This window comes from Paraburkholderia sp. GAS32 (genome assembly GCF_050434225.1).
GTDB classification, from domain to species: domain Bacteria; phylum Pseudomonadota; class Gammaproteobacteria; order Burkholderiales; family Burkholderiaceae; genus Paraburkholderia; species Paraburkholderia madseniana.
This window is the reverse complement of sequence record NZ_JBNPVS010000009.1, coordinates 198,043-219,584: the sequence shown is the minus strand read 5'-3', so window position 1 is coordinate 219,584 and position 21,542 is coordinate 198,043. Positions and strand designations below refer to the sequence as shown.

The 21,542-nt window shown below is 62.4% G+C and carries 17 protein-coding genes; 3 read left to right on the top strand and 14 right to left on the bottom strand.

Annotated elements, in window-relative coordinates; all coding sequences use genetic code 11:
- Positions 1–5 precede the first annotated feature (5 nt).
- Complete coding sequence (locus tag P3T25_RS14165) at positions 6–1,895, bottom strand: ABCB family ABC transporter ATP-binding protein/permease (RefSeq protein WP_429358261.1); 1,890 nt, start codon at positions 1,893–1,895, stop codon at positions 6–8.
- A 171-nt stretch (positions 1,896–2,066) separates the two neighbouring features.
- On the opposite strand from P3T25_RS14165, the gene P3T25_RS14160 reads away from it, so the two are divergent.
- A complete protein-coding gene (locus tag P3T25_RS14160; protein ID WP_154560532.1) occupies positions 2,067–2,462 on the top strand; it encodes an acyl-CoA thioesterase in 396 nt (131 codons plus the stop codon).
- A 124-nt stretch (positions 2,463–2,586) separates the two neighbouring features.
- Here P3T25_RS14160 and P3T25_RS14155 read toward each other — a convergent pair whose 3' ends face one another.
- Both P3T25_RS14155 and P3T25_RS14150 read right to left on the bottom strand, forming a co-directional pair.
- Complete coding sequence (locus P3T25_RS14155; protein ID WP_154560531.1) at positions 2,587–2,913, bottom strand: DUF4148 domain-containing protein; 327 nt, start codon at positions 2,911–2,913, stop codon at positions 2,587–2,589.
- A 215-nt stretch (positions 2,914–3,128) separates the two neighbouring features.
- On the bottom strand, positions 3,129–4,034 hold the full coding sequence (locus tag P3T25_RS14150; RefSeq protein WP_266238481.1) for a LysR substrate-binding domain-containing protein: 906 nt from the start codon (positions 4,032–4,034) through the stop codon (positions 3,129–3,131).
- A 160-nt stretch (positions 4,035–4,194) separates the two neighbouring features.
- On the opposite strand from P3T25_RS14150, the gene P3T25_RS14145 reads away from it, so the two are divergent.
- On the top strand, positions 4,195–4,809 hold the full coding sequence (locus P3T25_RS14145) for a glutathione S-transferase family protein (protein ID WP_429358260.1): 615 nt from the start codon (positions 4,195–4,197) through the stop codon (positions 4,807–4,809).
- Between the two features lie 30 nt (positions 4,810–4,839).
- Here P3T25_RS14145 and P3T25_RS14140 read toward each other — a convergent pair whose 3' ends face one another.
- Positions 4,840–7,950, bottom strand: coding sequence for a sensor domain-containing protein (locus P3T25_RS14140; RefSeq protein ID WP_429358259.1), 3,111 nt, complete (start codon positions 7,948–7,950; stop codon positions 4,840–4,842).
- A gap of 164 nt (positions 7,951–8,114) precedes the next feature.
- The gene (locus P3T25_RS14135) at positions 8,115–8,591 is read right to left on the bottom strand and encodes a nitrate reductase associated protein (protein ID WP_154560527.1); all 477 of its coding nucleotides are present in this window, start codon (positions 8,589–8,591) and stop codon (positions 8,115–8,117) included.
- 158 nt (positions 8,592–8,749) lie between these two features.
- On the opposite strand from P3T25_RS14135, the gene fdhD reads away from it, so the two are divergent.
- Positions 8,750–9,589 (top strand): formate dehydrogenase accessory sulfurtransferase FdhD, encoded by an 840-nt coding sequence (gene fdhD, locus P3T25_RS14130; protein ID WP_429358258.1) that lies wholly within the window; start codon positions 8,750–8,752, stop codon positions 9,587–9,589.
- A gap of 69 nt (positions 9,590–9,658) precedes the next feature.
- Here the strand turns inward: fdhD and P3T25_RS14125 are convergent, their stop codons facing one another.
- From P3T25_RS14125 to P3T25_RS14085, 9 genes are all read right to left on the bottom strand, one after another.
- Positions 9,659–10,429 carry an enoyl-CoA hydratase gene (locus tag P3T25_RS14125; RefSeq protein WP_429358257.1) on the bottom strand — a complete coding sequence of 257 codons (771 nt, stop codon included), beginning with the start codon at positions 10,427–10,429 and terminating at the stop codon, positions 9,659–9,661.
- 172 nt (positions 10,430–10,601) lie between these two features.
- Entirely contained in the window at positions 10,602–11,801 is a 1,200-nt protein-coding gene (locus P3T25_RS14120; protein ID WP_120347548.1) for an acetyl-CoA C-acyltransferase, read from the bottom strand.
- Positions 11,802–11,815: 14 nt separating this feature from the next.
- Positions 11,816–14,251: a 3-hydroxyacyl-CoA dehydrogenase/enoyl-CoA hydratase family protein gene (locus P3T25_RS14115; protein WP_429358256.1), complete on the bottom strand. Its 2,436-nt coding sequence runs from the start codon at positions 14,249–14,251 to the stop codon at positions 11,816–11,818.
- Between the two features lie 124 nt (positions 14,252–14,375).
- Positions 14,376–16,163 carry an acyl-CoA dehydrogenase C-terminal domain-containing protein gene (locus tag P3T25_RS14110; protein ID WP_429358255.1) on the bottom strand — a complete coding sequence of 596 codons (1,788 nt, stop codon included), beginning with the start codon at positions 16,161–16,163 and terminating at the stop codon, positions 14,376–14,378.
- Between the two features lie 97 nt (positions 16,164–16,260).
- Complete coding sequence (locus tag P3T25_RS14105; protein ID WP_046566835.1) at positions 16,261–16,860, bottom strand: TetR/AcrR family transcriptional regulator; 600 nt, start codon at positions 16,858–16,860, stop codon at positions 16,261–16,263.
- A gap of 226 nt (positions 16,861–17,086) precedes the next feature.
- On the bottom strand, positions 17,087–18,346 hold the full coding sequence (gene clsB, locus P3T25_RS14100; protein WP_429358254.1) for a cardiolipin synthase ClsB: 1,260 nt from the start codon (positions 18,344–18,346) through the stop codon (positions 17,087–17,089).
- Positions 18,343–18,843: a dihydroneopterin triphosphate diphosphatase gene (gene nudB / locus P3T25_RS14095; RefSeq protein WP_154560591.1), complete on the bottom strand. Its 501-nt coding sequence runs from the start codon at positions 18,841–18,843 to the stop codon at positions 18,343–18,345. The genes clsB and nudB overlap by 4 nt, the downstream gene beginning before the upstream one ends.
- A gap of 180 nt (positions 18,844–19,023) precedes the next feature.
- Complete coding sequence (gene aspS / locus P3T25_RS14090; RefSeq protein ID WP_429358253.1) at positions 19,024–20,823, bottom strand: aspartate--tRNA ligase; 1,800 nt, start codon at positions 20,821–20,823, stop codon at positions 19,024–19,026.
- Between the two features lie 63 nt (positions 20,824–20,886).
- Complete coding sequence (locus tag P3T25_RS14085; RefSeq protein ID WP_093646478.1) at positions 20,887–21,540, bottom strand: DUF502 domain-containing protein; 654 nt, start codon at positions 21,538–21,540, stop codon at positions 20,887–20,889.
- Between the last annotated feature and the right edge of the window lie 2 nt (positions 21,541–21,542).

The window sequence follows — 21,542 nt, the reverse complement described above, 5'->3', positions numbered from 1 at the left end:
AAGACTCACCGCCCACCATCCCCCGCCCCGATCGTTTCAGCCGACTCCGGCGCCTCCGCAGCACGTTGCTGCTGCAACGCCCACATCTGCGCGAACAACCCGTTCGCATGCAGCAACTCGGCGTGCGTCCCACGCTCGACGATCCGTCCTTTGTCCATCACGATGATCTGCTGCGCGTGCACGACCGTCGAAAGCCGGTGGGCGATGATCAGCGTCGTGCGCTCGCGGGCGATCTGGTCGAGCTCGTGCTGGATCGCGCGCTCCGAACGCGAATCGAGCGCCGACGTCGCCTCGTCGAACAGCAGGATCGGCGGATTCTTGAGGATGGTCCGCGCAATCGCCACACGCTGCTTCTCTCCGCCGGACAACTTCAGGCCACGCTCGCCGACCGGCGTCTCGTACCCCTTCGGCAGCCCTTCGATGAAGTCGTGAATATGCGCCGCGCGCGCCGCCGCGATCACTTCCTCGCGCATGGCCGACGGACGTCCGTAAGCGATGTTGTAGTAGATCGAATCGTTGAACAGCACCGTATCCTGCGGCACGATGCCGATCGAAGCACGCAGCGAATCCTGCGTGACATCGCGAATATCCTGACCGTCGATGGTGATCGCGCCGCCCGTCGCGCGGTCCAGATCGTAGAAGCGGAACATCAGCCGCGCGAGCGTCGATTTGCCCGAACCGCTATGGCCGACCACCGCTGTGGTACCGCCCGCCGGAATCGTGAAGCTGACGTCGTGCAGAATCTGCCGCGCCGGCTCATACGAGAAGTTCACATGCTCGAAGCGCACCTGCGCACCGCTCACCCGCAACTCGGGCGCGTCCGGCAGATCGGGCACTTCCTGGGCCGCGCCAAGCAGCGTGAACATGCGATCCATGTCGGTAAGGCTTTGCTTCAGTTCCCGATATACGACGCCGAGAAAATTCAGCGGAATATAGAGCTGCAACATGAAGGTGTTGATCAGCACCAGGTCGCCGAGCGTGAGGCGGCCGGCCATCACGCCTTCGGTCGCGCGCCACAGAATGAACACGAGCCCCGTGCCGATGATCGCCTGCTGCCCGAAGTTCAGGGCCGACAAGGAGCGCTGCGATTTGATCGCTGCTGTGCGATAGCGTTTGAGGTTTTCGTCGTAACGGTGCGCTTCCCACTCTTCATTGCCGAAGTACTTCACTGTCTCGTAGTTGAGCAGCGAATCGATCGCGCGCGAATTCGCCTTTGAATCGAGGTCGTTCATCGTGCGGCGAAAATGTGTACGCCATTCGGTGACTTTCACGGTGAACGTGATGTACACGGCGAGCGCAATGAACGTGACGATCGCGTAATACGCCTCGTATTTGACGACGAAAAAACCCAGCACGAGGCCGACTTCGACCAGTGTCGGCAAGATGCTGTACAGCGAATACGAAATCAGTTGCGTGATGCCGCGTGTGCCGCGTTCGATATCGCGCGACATGCCGCCCGTCTGCCGATCGAGATGGAACCGCAAAGACAGTGCATGCAGGTGGCGGAACACTTTCAGCGCAAGTTGCCGCACCGCGCTTTCGGTCACCTTCGAAAACAGGATTTCGCGCAGTTCGGTGAAGAGCGAAGTGGACAACCTCACCACCGCATAGGCGACCACCAGCAAACCGACGCCGCCCAGCAGCACGATGGCCGGCGAATCGTGCGCGCGGCCGAGCGCGGTGAGATGCTGCACCGACGCGAGGCTGTCGACGATCCGTTTCATCACGATCGGCACGCCGAGATTGGCGACCTTCGCGCCGATCAGGCAGCTCAGCGCGAAGCCGACGCGCCATTTATAGGTGGCGAGGTAGGGCAGCAGCGACAGGATCGTTTGCCAGTCGTTGCGCGGCTGGGTCGAGATCGGGGAAGGTTCGGACGAGGGCGTACGGCGCATGGGATCGGCTGGGGAGAGTGTGGAAGCGACGGAGTTCGCAGCGGCGCGCCGACCGGCAGCGTGCCAACCTGGCATCCTGCTTTATGTCGCGCGACCCGGCTGGGCGCTTTCCCGTACAATTCCTGATCTTTCTATTGTCGCAGAAGCTGGCTGGCGCCGCTTTTCATCCCCATGACCGATCTCCTTCAACTTCCGCAAAAGCATTGCGCGCTGCGCGTCGTACCGCAACCGTCGGACGCGAATGTCCACGGCGACGTGTTCGGTGGCTGGATCATGGCGCAAGTGGATATCGCCGGTTCGATTCCGGCAAGCCGCCGCGCCAACGGGCGGGTGGCGACCATCGCGGTCAATTCGTTTGTCTTCAAGCAGCCGGTGTTCGTCGGCGATCTGCTGAGCTTCTACGCGGATATCGTCAAGACGGGCACCACGTCGGTGACGGTGGCGGTCGAGGTTTACGCGCAGCGCATGAGCCTGACCGAAGACCTCGTGAAAGTGACCGAGGCGACCCTGACCTACGTCGCGACCGACAGCGACCGGCGCCCGCGCGCGTTGCCGGTGCTGGATTGAGCGGCAGACTTTGAACGAAAAAAGAGGCGCCTGGGCGCCTCTTTTAGCTTCATACGTCGTACTTTGCCAGGATCCCCAGCACAAGCACGACCGGACCGGCAACCTCCATCCGGCCCGCAGCCGCTTACTGGCTCGCCGCCGCGGCGGCCGCCGCCTTCTTCTGCGCGTTCTGGAGATCCGTCGGATAGTTTGGATCGTTGCGCGCCGGGTTATACCCGTTGCTTTCCAGTTGCTTCAACTCGGCATTTTTCTTCGCCCGCGCCTGCTTGCGGGCAGCCTTACGTTGCGCCTTGGCGGCTGCCTTGGACGCGGCCGATGGCGTGGCGGCAGCGGCTTCATCGGCCGCCGGAGCACTACCGCCGCTTTGCGCGAACGCCGGTGCAACCGAAGCCACACTCAGTACAACCGATGCGAACAGCACAGCCCATTTCTTTGCAGGTGAAGACGTCATTTTTCTCTCCAGTCGGATTGGCAGATATTCGACGGCGAAGCGCCCATGACCCAGGTGCGAGCAGCGAAAACCGGGCGCAACGCCACGTGAATCGATGCTTTGTGGTTCCCAGCGAAGTCAGAGATGGGAATCCCGAATATATACGACTGACCCTCGCGCGCAAACCGGTAATCCCCCGCGAGCGGCAACCTGCACGCGCCAATCGGCACCGAATCTCACCCGCCGCTACGCAAATAGACGTCGACCTGCGCTTCGATCCACTGCGCAAAATGCGCCTGCTTCGCGTTCAGGATTTCGCGTTGCTGCCACACCAGCCAGTACGGGTACCGGTACGGCACGCGGATATCGGTGATCTGTACCAGATCGCCGCGCGCCAACGCATGCGCGACCAGACTGCGCCGTTCGAGCGCGATGCCCTGCCCCAGCAAAACCGCGCCCAGCACGATGTTCGAATCGTTTGCAGACAGCACGACCGCCTCGGCGGCCGGCTCCGCCACCTGCGCCGCCTGGCACCAGTCGGCCCACGGCGTGTTGGGGCTGGAGATCAACGGACACGCGATCACGTCCTCGGCGGTGACGGGAAGGCGGCCGCCCGGCGCGAGCGTGAAGTGCGGCGCCGCGACTACCAGCACTTCGTCGTCGAACAGTTTCTGCTGCGCAACGTCGGGCCAATGCCCTTGCCCCATGCGAATGCCGATGTCGCTCACGCCCTGGCGCAAATCCTCGACCTGCAGACTCGTCAGCAGACGGATTCGATAGTACGGATGTGTCTCGCGGAAACTCGCGAGACGCGGCACGAGCCAATGCTGCGCAAACGACGGCACGGTCGCGATGACCAGCTCGCTTTCGTGTGGGCGCGCCTGCGCGCGGCGCGTCGCCCGCGTAATGTCGCGCAACGCCGACCGTATTTCCAGCGCGTAGAGCCGGCCTTCCTCAGTAGGCCGCAGGCCGCGCGCTTCGCGCACGAACAGCGCAACGCCCATCGAATCTTCCAGCACCTTGATCTGCTGGCTCACCGCAGAGTGCGTGACATGCAATTCGCGCGCGGCCTGAGTCACACCGCCCAGGCGGGCGACGGCTTCGAAGCAGCGCAGAGCAGTGAGGGGCGGGATCGGCTTCATGTAAGAAATTCTGACGTAAACCGTCGATTAATGTCGCTTATTTTGACTTGTCGAGCGCTTTAATCTATTAGTCTGATGCATCACAAGCACCGTCTGGCAAGCGAACAGCCGGCTCTTCGCCCGCTCAGGCCAACCATATAGATCTTCTAACGGAAATGAGATGAAACTGATCGGAATGCTGGATTCGCCCTACGTGCGCCGCGTCGCTATCTGCATGAAGTTGCTGAAGCTCGACTTCGAGCACCAGTCGATTTCCGTGTTCAGCACGTATGAGGCGTTCGCGAAGATCAACCCGGTTGTGAAAGCGCCGACCCTGATCCTCGACAACGGTCAGAGCGTGATGGACTCAACGGTGATCCTGCAGTATCTCGCCACGCTCGCCGCGCCGGATCAGCGGATCTTCCCGTCACAGCCGGAGCACTGCCTGCGCGCCGCGCGCCTAACGGGTCTGGCGCTCGCCGCTTGTGAAAAGACCGTGCAGATCGTCTACGAACGCAATCTGCGTCCGGAGGAGAAACAGCATGAGCCGTGGGTCGCCCGCGTGACCGAGCAATTGCATGCCGCTTACCGCGAACTCGAAGAGGACCTCGCGGCGGCGCCGCTGCCGATCGAGCCAGGCCATTTCGGCGCGGCGGACGTGGCGGTGGCCGTCGCGTGGAATTTCACGCAAATGTACTTTTCGGAAATCATCACCAAAGCGGCGAATCCCCACTTGCAGGCATTTTCCGAGGTCGCCGAACAACTACCGGTGTTCCTCGATACGCCTTCCGTCTGAGTCACGCGCAGCGGGGAGCGGGACGCCGAACTACACCGTCTCCGCTTCCCGCCCCACTCCCCCCTGAAACAACGCCGATATCGCGTCCGTCGACAGCGGCTTCGCAAAGTAGAAGCCCTGCATCTCGTCGCACGCACGCTCCTTCAGAAAGTCGAGCTGCGCCGACGTCTCCACGCCTTCAGCGATCACCTGCAATTTCAGCGAATGCGCGAGCGCGATGATCGCCGAGGTGATCGTTTCATCGTCGCCCGACACGCCGATATCCGACACGAACGAGCGGTCGATCTTCAACCGGTCCACCGGGAAGCGCTTCAGATAGCTGAGACTCGAATAGCCGGTGCCGAAGTCGTCGATGGCTAGGCCGATGCCGAGCGCGTGCAGCTCGTTGAGCATCAACACCGCCTCCTCGGCATTGCGCATGATGGTGCTTTCGGTGAGTTCGAGTTCGAGATACTGCGGTTCGAGCCCCGTCTCGGCCAGCACCTGCATGACGAGCTTCGCGATATCGCGCTGCTGAAAAACGCGCGCCGACAGATTCACCGACACTCGCGCCGGCGGCAATCCTTCGTCCTGCCAGGCCTTGTTCTGGCGGCACGCCTCGCGCAAGACCCATTCCGACAGCGGCCCGATCAGCCCGCTCTCTTCTGCCACCGGAATGAACAACGACGGCAGCACCAAGCCGACTTCCGGATCGCACCAGCGCACCAGCGCCTCGGTGCCGACGATCTGCCCGCTCACGATATCCACCTGCGGCTGGTAGTGCAGCAGGAATTCGTTGTCACGCAAGGCGCGGCGCAAGCGCCGTTCGAGATTCATGCGCGCGCCGGCGCTCGCATTCATTTCCGGCTGATAGAACTGGAACGTATTGCGGCCCATGTCCTTCGCGCGATACATCGCGAGGTCGGCCTTTTTCATCAGCGTTTCTGCGTCTTCGCCGTCCTGCGGGAAGAGGCTCGCGCCCATGCTGCAGCCGACATACAGCTCGGTGCCGTCGAGCCAGACCGGTTCGGAGATCGATGCGCGCACCCGCTCCATCCATGCGATCAACGACTGCTCGTCGACGGTATCGGTCATCACGATCACGAACTCGTCGCCGCCGTGCCGCGCGACCGTGTCGCTGGTCCGCGTGCAACGGGCGAGCCGTTCGGCGACCACGCTCAGCAAGCGGTCGCCGACGCTATGGCCGAGGCTGTCGTTGACGTTCTTGAAGCCGTCCAGATCGATGAACACGACAGCGACGCCCTTGTGATGCCGCTGCGCCACGATCAACGCATGCTGCAGACGATCGCGCAGCAGGTTGCGGTTCGGCAGCCGCGTGAGACTGTCGTAGTTGGCCTGATATTCAAGCTGTTCCTGATAGCGGATCAGATCCGTCACATCATTGATCACGCCGACGTGGTGCGTAATCACGCCCTCCGCATTCGGCACGGGTGCAATGAACAGTTGATTCCAGAACAGCGCGCCGTCCTTGCGATAGTTGCGCACCACGGCGCTTACCTCGCGGTTCGCGGTGAGCGCCTGGCGGATCAACGCGACGCCTTCCTGATCGCGGTCGTCGCGCTGCAACACGCGGCAATCGTGACCGATCACTTCGGCGGGATCGTAGCCGGTGATCCGCATGAACGCGGGGTTCACGTATTCGATCAGATTGCCCGCCGGCGACGGCGCGGTAATCAGAATCGCGTTGACGCTCGCGTCCAGCGCGCGGCTTTGCAGACGCAAAGCCAGATCGGCGCGCTTGCGCTCGGTGATGTCCGTGTAGGAACCGAGCACGCCGATCACGCGCCCGTCGCCGTCGGTGAACGGCAGCTTGCTCGTGACCGTGGTGCGATGAACGCCGTCGATCACCAGGTCGACCTCGAAATTCATTTTCGGCACGCCGGTGGTCACCACCTCCTTGTCGTGCTCGTTCAGCAGGTCGGCGAAGGCGCGCCACGGCATGTCGCTATCGCTCTTGCCCACCACCTGTTCAGGGTAAGAAAGCCCCGCATCGCGCGCGAACGCCATATTGCATCCGAGATAACGCGACTCGTGATCCTTCCAGAAAATGCGCTGCGGGATGTTGTCCATCACCGTTTCGAGCATCTGGTTCGAACGCTGCGCTTCGGCTTCGGTGTTGATCTGTTCGGTGACGTCGTCGGCCAGCACGAAGAAGGCGGCATGGCCCATGAAGTTGAGCGCGTGATACGAAATGTCGGCGCTGATCATCGAGCCGTCCTTGCGCCGGTGATGCCAGACACCCGCCATCGTGCGGCCGTGTTGCGCGGTGTCGCTGCGCTGCATGTGCGATTCGAGGCGCGAGATTTCGCCATTCGGCCGGATCGCGCGAATCGTCATGCCGAGGAATTCGCTTTCCGAGTAACCGTATTGCTGAATCGCGGCCGCATTGACGGCGAGAAAGCGCAACGTCTCGCGATCGACAATGTACATCGGCACCGGATGGTCGTCGAACAGACCGCGGAAGCGCTCGTCGTTGCGGCCGAGCGCACGCACGGTGCGCAGTTTCTCGCGCGCGCTGCTTTCGCGGGCTCCGAACGTGAAGATCAGAAGCGCGCTGCCGGCCAGCATCGTCACGATCAGCAGAAACATGGCGCGTTGGGTTTCGTTCGCGGAACTCGCGAGCGACGCCTGCAACGCCACATTCTCCTGCTTGCGCAACGCCGCCAGACCGTATTCCACACGGCCGAGACCCAGCCCGAGATGCGTATAGGTCGACGCCGCCCAGGCGCGCGACTCGTTCGGCGTGGCGCCGGCACTCTTCAGGAGCGCATCGTCGATATCGTGTTGCAGCGCGTGACTGTCCATGCTCAGCCTTGCGAGCGTGTCGAGCATGGCCGGTTCGCCGGCGAACTCTTTGCGCAACTCGCGCTCCAGAGCTGCCAGCGAAGCCGCCATGGCGGCGGCCTCGTTGACAGGCGCGGCCTCGCCCGTTGCTTCGAAACGGCCGAGCGCGGCCAGCCCGCCGTCGAGCGCCGTATGGTAGGCGTCGAGGTTCTGACGCACGCTCGTCGAACGCAGCATGCGCGCGTCGGCGTCGCGCTGGCCGCAAATCTGCGTATAGGCGACGAACGCGTTCGCGCCGACCGCCGCGGCGACGACCGCCAGATTGATCAGCAGCCGCTTCGATAAAAAAGGAGTCATGGGTTCCGAACGTCAATCGTTCTGAGGGCGGGAGCGCGGGGTCGCTTTCGGTGCGTCGGGTCGCACCGGGTCGAGTCTTTTTACGCGCCAACCCATGGATAACGGCAGGGTTCGGAACAGATTGAGGGGGCGAGGAGAAATAATTCGCACCTAGCCGGCCGCGCCTAGCCGGCCGCGCCAAACTCCTTCATCGCGGGGACGAAGTCGTGGTTGCTTTCCGGCTTGCGCGACAATTTGGCGAGTACGTAGCGCTCGAACGGCTCGAGTTCGGCCCACTGAGCGACACGCGGCGTGGGCAGGCCGGCCAGCCCCGCCTGATGCACTACACCGTCCGGCACGGCATCCGTGCGGCGCCAGGCAGGCGCTTCCTCGGGCGTGAACCACTCCGGCTCGATATTCGCGTGCGTGCGCAACATCTCGAACAGAGCGTGGTCGAAATTCGGCTCGATTTCTGCGTCTTCTTCGACCGGAAATCGCGCCAGCAGCTTGCGGTCTTCGAGCGGCAGCATTTGCCACTGCTCAAGGGTGATGCGCAGCCCGAAGCGATCGAGATTGAAGCGCACCGACATCGGGATGTAGGTGAAATTCTCCGAGGACGCGACTTCGAAGTTGAACAGAAGCGGTGCTTCGTTGAGTCCCATGACAGTATTCCCCTTTGGTGGCGGGCAACGCGCAAGCCCAGCTTGAGGTATTTTAGAACCTTATTCGCGCGATAGCGGCGTGGTCTGGCGCTGCTTCGCGCCGCCGGGCAAGGCTGCAGGCCGTAGAAACGCGCGCAGCACGAAAGGAGTGAAGTCGCTTGAACGAACTGGACACAGACGGGCAGACGGGCGCCGTGGAGCGCCAGGTGCACCGGCATCGCGGCGCAGCGGTCGAAACTGTCACCGATCACGTCGGTCAGGAATGGCCCGTGGCGCTCGTCTTTAATGGCATCTCGCACGCGGTGATGATGTGCACGCCGCGCGATCTGGAAGCGTTCGCGGTCGGTTTCGCGATTTCGGAAGGGATCGTGGAGCGCGGCAGCGACATTCAGGACATCGAGGTCGAGCTGCACGACGATGACGAATTGCCGCACGCCGAAGTGCAATTGAAGGTGGTGCAGCAGGCTTTCGTCGCGCTGAAGGAAAAGCGCCGCGCGCTCGCCGGGCGCACCGGCTGCGGCGTATGCGGGATCGAAAGCATCGATCTGCTGGATCTGAAACCGGAACGGGTGCCGGACACCGGCTTTTTGGAGCGGCTTGCGCCGGATGCGATCGCTCGCGCCGCGCGCGAGTTGCCCGAACACCAGGCGCTGACGCGTCTGACCGGCGGCCTGCACGCCGCCGCATGGTGCGATGCGGCAGGCGCGATCCGTTACGCCTTCGAAGACGTCGGCCGTCACAACGCGCTCGACAAGCTGATCGGCCAACTGGTGCTCGACCGCGCGGATACCCGGGAAGGTTTTGTGTTTCTGTCGAGCCGCGCCAGCTATGAGCTGGTGCGCAAGGCGGCGCGTGTCGACGTGCCGATGGTCGCCACGATTTCGGCGCCGTCTTCTCTGGCGATTGCGATTGCCCGTAAAGCGGGCGTACGGCTTGTCAGCTTCTGCCGGGAAACCAGCTACGTCGACTACGATACCTTGCAGCCGACGCAACCTTGAGCGTCTGAAACATTCTCAAGCGCCTGAGGCATTTTCAGGCACCCTCGAGGAGCGCCTGAACGCAGCCAATCAGTCGAACTGCCGGAAGTCCGGCTTGCGCTTCTCGAAGAAAGCCTTGAACGCCTCGCGCGCTTCCGGCGCGATCAGCATCTTGGCGAAGTGCACCGCTTCCTCGCTCATCTGCGTTCGCAGTTCATGCTGGCTCGCGCGCTTCATCAGACTCTTCGTCACCCGCAGCGACGACGCCGGCAGCGCCGCCAGCTTCGCCGCTTGCGCGGCTGCAAACGCATCGACTTCAGCCGCGGGCAGCACGCGATTCACGAAACCCATACGGTGCGCTTCGGCAGCGTCGAACGCTTCGCCGAGCAGCAGCTTTTCCGCTGCGGCCTGATAGCCGGCCACGCGCTGCAACAGCAAGCTCGACGCCGCTTCCGGACACAACCCAAGTTGCGTGAACGGCAGCGAAAAGCTCGCCGTATTGGCTGCGTAGACCAGATCGCAGTGCAACAGGAGCGTTGTGCCGATGCCGACTGCCGGGCCCGCCACCGACGCCACCACCGGCTTTTCCGCCGAACTGAGCGCACGCAGGAACTGGAATACCGGTGCGTCTTCGCCGCCTGGCGGCTTCTTCATGAAGTCTTCGAGATCGTTGCCGGCGCTGAAAATGCCGGCGCTGCCGCGAATCAGAATCGCGCGGATCGATGTATCGCCATGCGCTTCGACCAATGCGTCGGCCATCGTCTGATACATCGCGGCGGTGATCGCGTTTTTCCTTTCGGGCCGGTTGAAGGCAATCGTTAGCAAGCCGTCGGCGCGCTCGATCAGAATATCCATTGTCATCTCCTCGTACTCCTCGCTACTGCTGAATGAAAAAACGGTTCGCAAGCCTGGCGGCCTGCGAACCGTTTATGCGGTTCCTAAGGGATCACTGCGGGGATCACAGCGGAGACCACTGCGGGAATCACCGCAGCGATCGCGACAAGGATCACCGACGGAACCTGAGCGAACATGATTACAGGCGTTCGATGATGCCCGCCGCGCCCATGCCGGTGCCGACGCACATCGTCACCATGCCGTACTTGAAGTTGCGGCGGCGCAGGCCGTGCACAACCGTCGACGCACGAATCGCACCCGTCGCACCCAGCGGGTGGCCGAGAGCGATCGCGCCGCCGAGCGGGTTGATCTTCGACGGATCGAGACCGAGGTCCTGGATGACCGCCAGCGATTGTGCGGCGAACGCTTCGTTCAGCTCGATCCAGTCCATGTCTTCGATCTTCAGGCCGGCCGCCTTCAGTGCGGCCGGAATCGCTTCCTTCGGACCGATACCCATGATTTCCGGCGGCACGCCGCGCACGGCGAAGCTGACGAAACGAGCGAGCGGTGTCAGGTTGAATTCCTTCAGCATCTTTTCCGACACGACGATCAGCGCGCCCGCGCCGTCCGACGTCTGCGAGCTGTTGCCGGCCGTCACCGAACCCTTGTTCGCGAACACCGCGCGCAGTTTCGCCAGACCTTCCAGCGACGTTTCCGCACGCGGGCCTTCGTCGAGCGCGACTTCACGCGTCTTGATACGCACTTCGCCGGTGGCGAGGTCCGGGAAACGCTCGGTGATCGTGTACGCGGCTATTTCATCGTTGAACTCACCGGCTTGCTGCGCGGCGATGGCGCGGCGATGCGATTCGACCGAGAACGCGTCTTGCGCTTCGCGGCTGATCTTCCAGCGCTCGGCGACCTTCTCCGCGGTCAGGCCCATGCCGTAGGCGATGCCGATGTCTTCATTGCGATCGAAGATATGCGGCGACATCGACGGCTTGTTGCCCATCATCGGCACCATGCTCATCGATTCGCAGCCGCCCGCGATCATCGCGTCCGATTCGCCGACGCGGATACGGTCAGCCGCCATAGCCAGCGCGGTGAGGCCCGAAGCACAGAAGCGGTTCACCGTGACGCCGCCCACCGTGTTCGGCAGGCCGGCCAGAAGTGCGCCCATGCGCGCGACGTTCAGGCCTTGTTCCGCTTCCGGAATCGCACAGCCGATGATGGCGTCTTCGATGACCTTGGTGTCGAGGCCGGGCACTTGCGCCACAGCCGATTTGATCGCGTGCACCAGCAGTTCGTCGGGGCGCGTGTTCTTGAACATCCCGCGCGGCGCCTTGCCGATCGGCGTGCGGCTCGCGGCGACGATGTATGCGTCTTGCAATTGCTTTGTCATTTGAGGCTCCTCGCTTAGTTGCGCACCGGCTTGCCGGTTTGCAGCATGCCCATGATCCGTTCCTGCGTCTTTTGCGTGCCGAGCAGTTCGACGAACGCTTGACGCTCGAGTTTGAGCAGCCATTCTTCGTCGACGAGGCTGCCGGCTTCGACGTCACCGCCGCACACCGCTTCCGCGATACGGCTGGCGATCAGGTAGTCGTGCTCGCTGATGAAACGGCCGTCGCGCATGTTGACAAGCGATGCCTTGATGGTTGCGATCACCGAGCGGCCGGCCACCGGCACTTGCGTGACACGCAGCGGCGGACGGTATCCCGCGGCGGACAGCGCGCGCGCTTCCTTCTTCGCGATGTCGAGCAGTTCGAACACGTTGAAGACGATCGTGTCGGACGGCTTCAGATAGCCCATTGCGCGGGCGTCGAGTGCGGAGGCCGAGACCTTCGCCATTGCCGCGTTTTCGAACGACTTCTGCACGAACTTCAGCAGGTCGTTGGTCGCGCCGGCTGCTGTCGCGGCTTCCGCCGCGCGCAGTGCCGCTTCCTTCAGACCGCCGCCCGCCGGCACCAGACCCACGCCGACTTCCACCAGGCCGATATAGCTTTCGATGTGCGCGACACGCTTCGCGCTATGCAGCGCCAGCTCGCAGCCGCCGCCGAGCGCGATGCCCGACACAGCCGAGATGACCGGCACGTTCGCGTACTTCACGCGCAGCATGCCTTGCTGGAATTTCTTCACGAACGGCTCGATGCCCTTCGCGCCGCCCATCATGAACGCGGGCATGGCTTCTTCGAGGTTCGCACCTGCGGAGAACGGGCCACCCGGCGTGCCGAGTTTCAGCGACGTCGGCTGCCACACGACCAGACCCTTGTAGTCCTTCTCGGCCAGTTCGATGGCTTGCGTCAGACCGTCGATCACCGACGGTCCGATCGTGTTCATCTTGCTCTTGAACGACACGATCAGGACGTCGTTCTCGCCGGCACGGTCGTCGACCCACGCGCGCACGGCGTCGGTTTCGAACAGCGTCTTGCCGTAGGTCTTCGGATCAGCCGACGTTTCGCCAACCAGCGGTGCGCGGAACACCTGCTTGTCGTAGACCGACAGCGACGAACGCGGCACAAAAGTCTTCGAAGCCGGCGACCACGAACCTTCGTTCGTATGCACGCCGCCCTTTTCAGCAACCGGACCTTCCAGCACCCACGACGGCAGCGGCGCGTTCGACAACGCCTTGCCTGCCGCAATGTCTTCCTGCACCCATTCGGCGACCTGCTTCCAGCCGGCCGTCTGCCAGCCTTCGAACGGACCTTCGTTCCAGCCGAAGCCCCAGCGGATGGCCAGATCGACGTCACGCGCGTTGTCAGCGATCGATTCGAGATGCACGCCAATGTAGTGATACACGTCGCGGAAAATCGACCACAGGAATTGCGCTTGCGGATGCTCCGATTCGCGCAGAAGCTTCAGACGCTCTGCCGGCGGGCGCTTCAGAATGCGGCCCACCAGTTCGTCGGCTTTCGCGCCGCCGTCGACGTACGCACCCGTTTTCGGGTCGAGCACCTTGATGGCTTTGCCTTCCTTCTTGTAGAAGCCGCCGCCGGTCTTCTGACCGAGCGCGCCCTTCTTCACCAGTTCAGCCAGCACGGCCGGCGTTTCGTAGACCGGGAAGAACGGGTCGTCCTTCAACGTGTCCTGCATCGTCTTGATGACGTGCGCCATCGTGTCGAGGCCGACCACGTCAGCCGTGCGGAACGTTGCCGACTTCGCGCGGCCCAGACGTGAGCCGGTCAGGTCGTCCACTTCGTCGAAACGCAGACCGAACTTTGCGGCTTCGGTAATCACGGCGAGGATCGAGAAAATACCGACGCGGTTGGCGATAAAGTTCGGTGTGTCTTTCGCGCGCACGACGCCCTTGCCGACCACGCTCGTCAGGAACGATTCGAGTTGGTCGAGGATTTCCGGACGCGTCGTTGCGGTCGGGATCAGTTCGACCAGGTGCATGTAGCGCGGCGGATTGAAGAAGTGCACGCCGCAGAAACGCGCCTTCAGTTCATCCGAGAAACCGTTCGACAGTTCCGTGATCGACAGACCCGACGTATTGGTCGCGAAGATCGCATTCGGTGCGATATGCGGCGACACCTTCTTGTACAGGTCGTGCTTCCAGTCCATGCGTTCGGCGATCGCTTCGATCACGAGGTCGCACTCGGCGAGCTTCTCGATGTCGTCGTCGTAATTCGCGGGCTGGATGTATTGCGCGTCGTCCTTCACGCCGAACGGCGCGGGCGACAGCTTCTTCAGATTCTCGATCGCCTTCAGGGCAATCGCGTTCTTCGGGCCTTCTTTGGCAGGCAGGTCGAACAGCAGCACGGGCACCTTGGCGTTGATCAGGTGCGCTGCGATCTGCGCGCCCATCACGCCGGCGCCGAGCACGGCTACCTTGCGAATGATCAGATTGCTCACGTCGTTCCTCCGGGGAGTTATGCGGTGTCGCGAAGGTGTCTCTTATGTTTCGCGATGTGTGACTTGTGGCGGTGGAAGGCGCCACGCCTCTTGAGGGCGTGGCGCTTGCCGTGAAGTGTGTGTCTTAGAACAGCGACTCTTCGACGTCCATCATCGACTTCGAACCGGCGCGCGCCTGACGGATCGTCATCGCCGTTTCCGGCAGCAGCTTCGCGAAGTAGAAGCGTGCGGTCGCGAGCTTGCCCTTGTAGAACGGATCGCCCGATGCTTCGTTGTCCAGCGCGATACGTGCCATGCGCGCCCAGAAGTACGAGAACACCAGGTGGCCGACGGTGCGCAGATACGGCACGGCGGCAGCGCCGACTTCGTCCGGGTTCTGCATGGCCTTCATGCCGATTTCCATCGTCAGCTTCTGCACCTTGTCGCCGATATCGGCGAGCGGGTTGATGAACTCCTGCATTTCCGGCTTCACGCCTTCGGCTTCGACGAAGTCCGACACCAGCTTGCCGAACTTCTTCATCTTCGCGCCCATGTCGCCGAGAATCTTGCGGCCCAGCAGGTCGAGCGCCTGAATCGCGTTGGTGCCTTCGTAGATCATGTTGATACGCGCGTCGCGCACGTATTGCTCCATGCCCCACTCGGCGATAAAGCCGTGGCCGCCGTAAATCTGCATGGCGTGGTTGGTGCTCTCGAACGCGTTGTCCGAGAGGAATGCCTTCAGGATCGGCGTGAGCAGCGCGACCAGATCCGCGGCTTCCTTGCGCACCGATTCGTCGGCGTGCGACAGTTCCTTGTCGATGTGCAGCGCGGACCAGTACGAGAACGCGCGCGCGCCTTCGGCGTAGGCCTTCTGCGTGAGCAGCATGCGGCGCACATCCGGATGCACGATGATCGGGTCAGCGGCTTTTTCCGGCGCCTTCGGGCCGGTCAGCGAGCGCATTTGCAGACGCTCTTTCGCGTACACCAGCGAGTTCTGATAGCCGATTTCGGTCAGGCCCAGGCTCTGCATGCCGACGCCCAGACGCGCGGCGTTCATCATCACGAACATCGCGTTCAAGCCCTTGTTCGGCTCACCGACCAGCCAGCCCTTCGCGTTGTCCAGATTGATCACCGCGGTCGCATTGCCGTGAATGCCCATCTTGTGTTCGATGGAACCGCACTTCACGCCGTTGCGCTCGCCCGGTTCGCCCGCTTCGTTCGGCACGAACTTCGGCACGACAAAGAGCGAGATGCCCTTGGTGCCCTTCGGCGCATCCGGCAGACGCGCCAGCACCAGGTGAACGATGTTCTCCGCGAGATCGTGTTCGCCGCTGGAGATGAAAATCTTCGTGCCGCTGATCGCGTACGAGCCGTCGCTGTTCGGTTCGGCCTTGGTGCGCAGGATGCCGAGGTCGGTGCCGCAGTGCGGCTCGGTCAGACACATCGTGCCGGTCCAGACGCCCGCAACCAGCTTCGGCAGATAACGTTGCTGCAGTTCCGGCGTGCCGTGCGCATGCAGACATTCGTACGCGCCGTGCGACAGGCCCGGGTACATCGTCCACGCCTGGTTCGCCGAATTCAGCATTTCATACAGCGCGTTGTTGACGAATGCGGGCAGCCCCTGGCCGCCGTAGTCCGGATCGCAGCCGAGCGCCGGCCAGCCGGCTTCCACGTATTGCTTGTAGGCTTCCTTGAAGCCCTTCGGCGTGGTCACGACGCCGTCGCCGACGTACGTGCAGCCTTCCTGGTCGCCGCTGTGATTGAGCGGGAACAGCACTTCGGAGCAGAACTTGCCGGCCTCTTCGAGCACGGCGTTGATCGTGTCCGCATCGAGATCCGCGTGCTTCGGCATCTGCTTGATCTCGGCTTCGACGTTAAGCAGCTCGTGCAACACGAATTGCATGTCGCGCAGCGGCGCGGCGTACTGTCCCATGACTCTCTCCCAAGTTTGACAAGGAGCGAGGCCGTTAGCTGAGTCCGTGGATCGGATCTTTCAGCGCCGCTGAATCCGCTTGATTTCGGCGGCTCTGCTAACGGCTTTCGCTCTGATATGAAACAATCAATTTTTCCAGCGCGGCCCACGTCAGACGCACTGCGTCCGGCAGATGCAGGAAGCGCGCGTCGTGATGCAGGCCGAGCGTGAAGCTGTACAGTTCGAACAGCATCAGCTGCGGATCGGTATCAGCGCGCAGATGCCCTTCTTCCATCGCCTGCGAAATTGCGCGAGTGAGCGCCGCACGCCAGATCGTCACGCTCGACACCAGTTGTTCACGCACCGGGTTGTCTCCGCGGTCGTCGTACTCGACGGCGCCGCTGATGTAGATGCACCCCGTGGTGACTTCCTGAATGCGTTTCTCGATCCAGCGGGAAATCATCGCGCGCAAGCGCGGCAATCCACGAGGCTCACGCAAACTCGGGAAAAACACCTCGTCTTCGAAACGACGGTGGTATTCGCGCACGACTTCGACCTGCAAATCCTCGCGCGACCCGAAATGCGCGAACACGCCGCTTTTGCTCATCTGCATGCGCTCGGCCAGCAACCCAATCGTCAGACCTTCCAGTCCGTCGCGGCTTGCCAGATCAAGTGCTGCTTCGAGAATCGCGACTCGTGTTTGTTCGCCTTTTCGCATAGCTTTTTACCGTTCTAATGTGACCGAAAGAAAATCGAACGGCCGTACTATTATTGTGTGCGACCGTCCGCGAAACAAGGACTTTATTAGAAACCGGTTTCTAACCCGGCTTCAATTCTGCGGCATCCGTCAATCAGAGGAAGGAGATTTTTTAGAGGCGTTTGCCTTCTTTTTGTCCCTTTCATTGACGCTGCGCCCTTGCCGTTATGTGCGAGGTGTCGATGAGCTAGTCATAGCCACCCACCGTTAATAGCTTCATTACCGCCCGATAGGTCGTGTAGGCAAGCCAGTTGAGCAAGCGCTCGCCCGCCGGACGGGCATCATAGCGCGCCTCGTCGATCCGGCGCGATTCCTTGAACGCGGCGACGATCGCTTCGCGCAGCGCGCCGATCGACGGGTCGTTCACCAGCACCACGTTGGCTTCGTTGTTGAGCATCAGGCTCAACGCGTCGAGGTTCGACGAGCCGACCGTCCCCCAGTTCGAATCCACCACCGCGACCTTGCCGTGCAGCATGGTTTTCTCGTACTCGGCGATCTGCACGCCGGCTTTGAGCAGCGCACGATACAGGAACGGCACGGCGTAATCGAGCGCCTTGAACTCCTTGCGCCCGATGATGAGCTTCACGTCGACGCCGCGCCGCGCCGCGAACACCAGCGCGCGCCGCAGCTTGCGGCCCGGCATAAAGTACGGGTTGGCCAGCAAGACTTCGCTGCGGGCCTGGCCGATCGCGGTCAGATACGCCTTTTCGATGGCGCGGCGGTTGATCAGGTTGTCGCGCGCGACGAAGGCCACGCATGGCAGCCCGCCGGCCCAGAGCGCCTCGTTGCGATTGCGGCGCCGGCGGCGCAGCGTGCCGAGCGACGCCATGGTCTTCGGCCCGAGATCAGGCCCGAGCGAATCCAGGGGCCGATGCCCGAGATGGATCCGCCGCCATTGCACCTCGAACGCCTGGCGGATATCGGCGACCACCGGCCCCTGCAATTCCACCGTGAAATCCCAGCGCCGGTAAGGCAGCTTCTCGCCGTTGTTCTCGTAATCGTCGACGATGTTGATGCCGCCGCAGTAGCCGAACTGATCGTCCACCACCGCGATCTTGCGGTGCGTACGCGAGAAGCCGAAACGCCCGAACAGATGCGGGTTGTAGATACGATGGTCGACGCCGGCGAGCGGCCATTCGTTGAACATCGGCAGGCGCTCGGTGCCGATGCCGTCGGTAATCACGCGCACCTTCACGCCGCGCGAGGCTGCGCGCAGCAAAGCCGCGCTGACGGCCCGGCCCGCGCTGTCGTCACAGAAAATATAGGTTTCGAGAACCACGTCGCTTTGCGCCGCGTCGATGCGCTCGATCAGCGTGGCGAAGTACTCTTCGCCGGAACGCAGCAGCTTGACCTCGTTGCCGCTGGTGAAGCGGTAGCGCTGCCAGTAGCGGCGGCCGAGCAGCGCTTGCCGGAGTCGCGCGAAACGGCGCGCGCCGCCGACGCTCACCGGGCACGCTCCTCGGGCTGGCCATTCAGGCGCCCAGCGAGCCGTTTCGGCAATTGCAGGATCGCGTCGGCATTCGACGACGAAAAGCAGCGCGAGGCCGCCTCTTCATAGGGCAGCCACAGGAACGCGGTGTGCTCGCGTGGCGCGAGCGTCACTTCGAGCTGCTCGGGCACTTCCAGACTGAACCAGTGCTCGGTGTTGTGGATCACGCCCTCGGCATAGCGATGCCGGAACTGAGGGTAGATCTCATAGTCGATCGAGTACTGCCAGTCGAACAACGCACTGTGCGGCACGAGCGTACTGCCGATCACGATGCCGGTTTCCTCCGCCACTTCGCGCGTCGCCGTCTCGACGAAGGGTTCATCGATCTGGTCTTTCGAGCCGGTCACCGATTGCCAGAAATCTGCATGATCGGCACGCCGGATCAACAGCACGTCGAGCGCGGGCGTATGGATGACGACGAGTACGGATTGCGGGATCTTCGGCGGTTTCGGCATGGCGTAAAGACTGGGCGCAACGCTTGCGCGGTACATGTCGGCGAGTGGTCCAATAAGCGGTCGAGACCGGTTGCTGCGACTGTAACGCAAAAAACGAAAAAGGCGCATCACGCGCCTTTTTCGTTTCGCTTTTTCGTCACCTCACGCTGTCGTTTTCAGACAGCTCTAGTTTGATCCAGCTTAGACCTTCGGTTCCGGCTGACGCAGACGGATGTGCAACTCGCGCAACTGGCGCTCGTCCACTTCGCTCGGCGCCTGCGTGAGCAGACACTGCGCGCGTTGTGTCTTCGGGAACGCGATCACGTCGCGAATCGAATCGGCGCCGGCCATCATCGTGATGATGCGGTCCAGACCGAATGCGATACCGCCGTGCGGCGGCGCGCCGTATTGCAGCGCGTCGAGCAGGAAGCCGAACTTGGCTTGCGCTTCTTCCGCGCCAATCTTCAGCGCGCGGAACACCTGGCTCTGCACTTCTTCACGGTGGATACGCACCGAACCGCCGCCGATTTCCCAGCCGTTCAGCACCATGTCGTAGGCCTTGGCGAGGCAGCGCGCCGGATCCGTTTCCAGATACTCGAGGTGCTCGTCCTTCGGGCTCGTGAACGGGTGATGCGCGGCGACGTAGCGGTTGTCTTCCTCGTCGTACTCGAACATCGGGAAGTCGATCACCCACAGCGGCTTCCAGCCGGATTCGACCAGGCCGTTGGCTTTACCGAATTCCGAATGACCGATCTTCAGACGCAGCGCGCCCAGGCTGTCGTTCACCACCTTCGAGCGATCCGCCGCGAAGAAAATGATGTCGCCGTCTTGCGCGCCAGTGCGCTCGATAATCGCCTTGACCGCTTCGTCGTGCAGGTTCTTGACGATCGGGCTTTGCAGACCGTCACGGCCCTTCGCCACTTCGTTGACCTTGATCCACGCGAGGCCCTTCGCGCCGTAGATGCGCACGAATTCCGTGTAGCTGTCGATGTCGCCACGCGAGAGCTCGCCGCCCTTCGGCACGCGGATCGCCGCGACGCGACCGTCTTTCGTGTTGGCCGGCGTGCTGAACACCTTGAAGTCGACGTCTTTAACCGCGTCCGTCAGGTCGGTGAATTCGAGCTTCACGCGCAGATCCGGCTTGTCCGAACCGAAACGGCGCATCGCTTCCGAATACTCCATGACCGGGAATTTCTCGGCCAGTTCGACGCCGATCGTTTCCTTGAACACGTGACGGATCATCGCTTCGAACAGATCGCGGATTTCCTGTTCCGACAGGAACGAGGTTTCACAGTCGATCTGCGTGAATTCCGGCTGACGGTCAGCGCGCAGGTCCTCGTCGCGGAAGCACTTGACGATCTGGTAGTAGCGATCGAAGTTAGCGACCATCAGCAGTTGCTTGAACAACTGCGGCGATTGCGGCAATGCGAAGAACTGACCCGGGTTGGTACGCGACGGCACGAGGTAATCGCGCGCGCCTTCCGGCGTGCTCTTGGTGAGCATCGGCGTTTCGATGTCGATGAAGCCCAGCGAGTCCAGATACTTGCGCACTTCGATCGCGACGCGGTAACGCAGACGCAGGTTGTGCTGCATCTGCGGACGGCGCAGGTCGAGCACACGGTGCGTGAGGCGCGTGGTTTCCGACAGGTTGTCGTCGTCGAGCTGGAACGGCGGCGTGATCGACGGGTTCAGCACGATCAGCTCGTGGCACAGCACTTCGATCTTGCCGCTCTTCAGCGAGGCGTTCGTGGTGCCTTCCGGGCGGGCGCGAACCACGCCCTTGATCTGCAGGCAGAACTCGTTCCGGACGCCTTCGGCAGTCTTGAACATTTCCGCGCGATCCGGATCGCAGACGACCTGAACGAGGCCTTCGCGGTCACGCAGGTCGATGAAGATGACGCCGCCATGGTCACGGCGGCGGCTTACCCAACCGCACAGCGAGACGGGTTGGCCCAGCAGTTCTTCGGTCACCAGACCGCAGTATTCAGATCTCATCGACATGATGTTTGTCTTTCGTTTTGCATTGGTTGGACGGCGCGCGGCGATAAACGCTGCGCGCCGGCATTACAGCGGAGGCTCGACTGTCGTGCGGCGCACCGGCGCCGGCGGCGCGGACGGCGCCACGACGCCCATCGAGACGATGTACTTGAGCGCAGCGTCGACCGTCATGTCGAGTTCGATCACTTCGCTCTTGGGCACCATCAGGAAGAAGCCGGACGTTGGGTTCGGCGTAGTCGGCACATACACGCTGACGTAATCTTCTTTCAGGTGATTGACCACGTCGCCGCCCGGAATGCCGGTCAGAAACGCAATCGTATAGGAACCGCGGCGCGGGTACTCGATCAGGAGCGCCTTGCGAAACGCATTGCCGCTGCTCGACAACAAGGTGTCCGACACCTGTTTGACGCTGGTGTAGAGCGGGCCGACCACCGGAATGTGAGCGACCACGACTTCCCACCACTTCACGAGCTTCTGCCCGATGAAGTTTTGCGTCAACAGCCCGACGACAAAGATGAACGCCAGCGTCAGCACCGCGCCGAGACCCGGCAAACGGAAGCCGAGCGCGCGCTCCGGCTGCCATGAGGTCGGCAGCAACAATAGCGTCTGGTCCATCGTGCCGATGATCAGGCCGAGCACCCACAGTGTGATAGCCAGAGGCACCAGCACCAGCAGGCCAGTCAGGAACACCGATTTGAGCGTCGTTTTTTTCGTCGTCATGT

Bases quoted from the DNA above. Each gene is read 5' to 3' on its own strand.
- P3T25_RS14165 (WP_429358261.1), bottom strand. From the start codon at position 1,895: ATGCGCCGTACGCCCTCGTCCGAACCTTCCCCGATCTCGACCCAGCCG.
- P3T25_RS14160 (WP_154560532.1), top strand. From the start codon at position 2,067: ATGACCGATCTCCTTCAACTTCCGCAAAAGCATTGCGCGCTGCGCGTC.
- P3T25_RS14155 (WP_154560531.1), bottom strand. From the start codon at position 2,913: ATGACGTCTTCACCTGCAAAGAAATGGGCTGTGCTGTTCGCATCGGTT.
- P3T25_RS14150 (WP_266238481.1), bottom strand. From the start codon at position 4,034: ATGAAGCCGATCCCGCCCCTCACTGCTCTGCGCTGCTTCGAAGCCGTC.
- P3T25_RS14145 (WP_429358260.1), top strand. From the start codon at position 4,195: ATGAAACTGATCGGAATGCTGGATTCGCCCTACGTGCGCCGCGTCGCT.
- P3T25_RS14140 (WP_429358259.1), bottom strand. From the start codon at position 7,950: ATGACTCCTTTTTTATCGAAGCGGCTGCTGATCAATCTGGCGGTCGTC.
- P3T25_RS14135 (WP_154560527.1), bottom strand. From the start codon at position 8,591: ATGGGACTCAACGAAGCACCGCTTCTGTTCAACTTCGAAGTCGCGTCC.
- P3T25_RS14125 (WP_429358257.1), bottom strand. From the start codon at position 10,429: ATGACAATGGATATTCTGATCGAGCGCGCCGACGGCTTGCTAACGATT.
- P3T25_RS14120 (WP_120347548.1), bottom strand. From the start codon at position 11,801: ATGACAAAGCAATTGCAAGACGCATACATCGTCGCCGCGAGCCGCACG.
- P3T25_RS14110 (WP_429358255.1), bottom strand. From the start codon at position 16,163: ATGGGACAGTACGCCGCGCCGCTGCGCGACATGCAATTCGTGTTGCAC.
- P3T25_RS14105 (WP_046566835.1), bottom strand. From the start codon at position 16,860: ATGCGAAAAGGCGAACAAACACGAGTCGCGATTCTCGAAGCAGCACTT.
- nudB (WP_154560591.1), bottom strand. From the start codon at position 18,843: ATGCCGAAACCGCCGAAGATCCCGCAATCCGTACTCGTCGTCATCCAT.
- aspS (WP_429358253.1), bottom strand. From the start codon at position 20,823: ATGTCGATGAGATCTGAATACTGCGGTCTGGTGACCGAAGAACTGCTG.
- P3T25_RS14085 (WP_093646478.1), bottom strand. From the start codon at position 21,540: ATGACGACGAAAAAAACGACGCTCAAATCGGTGTTCCTGACTGGCCTG.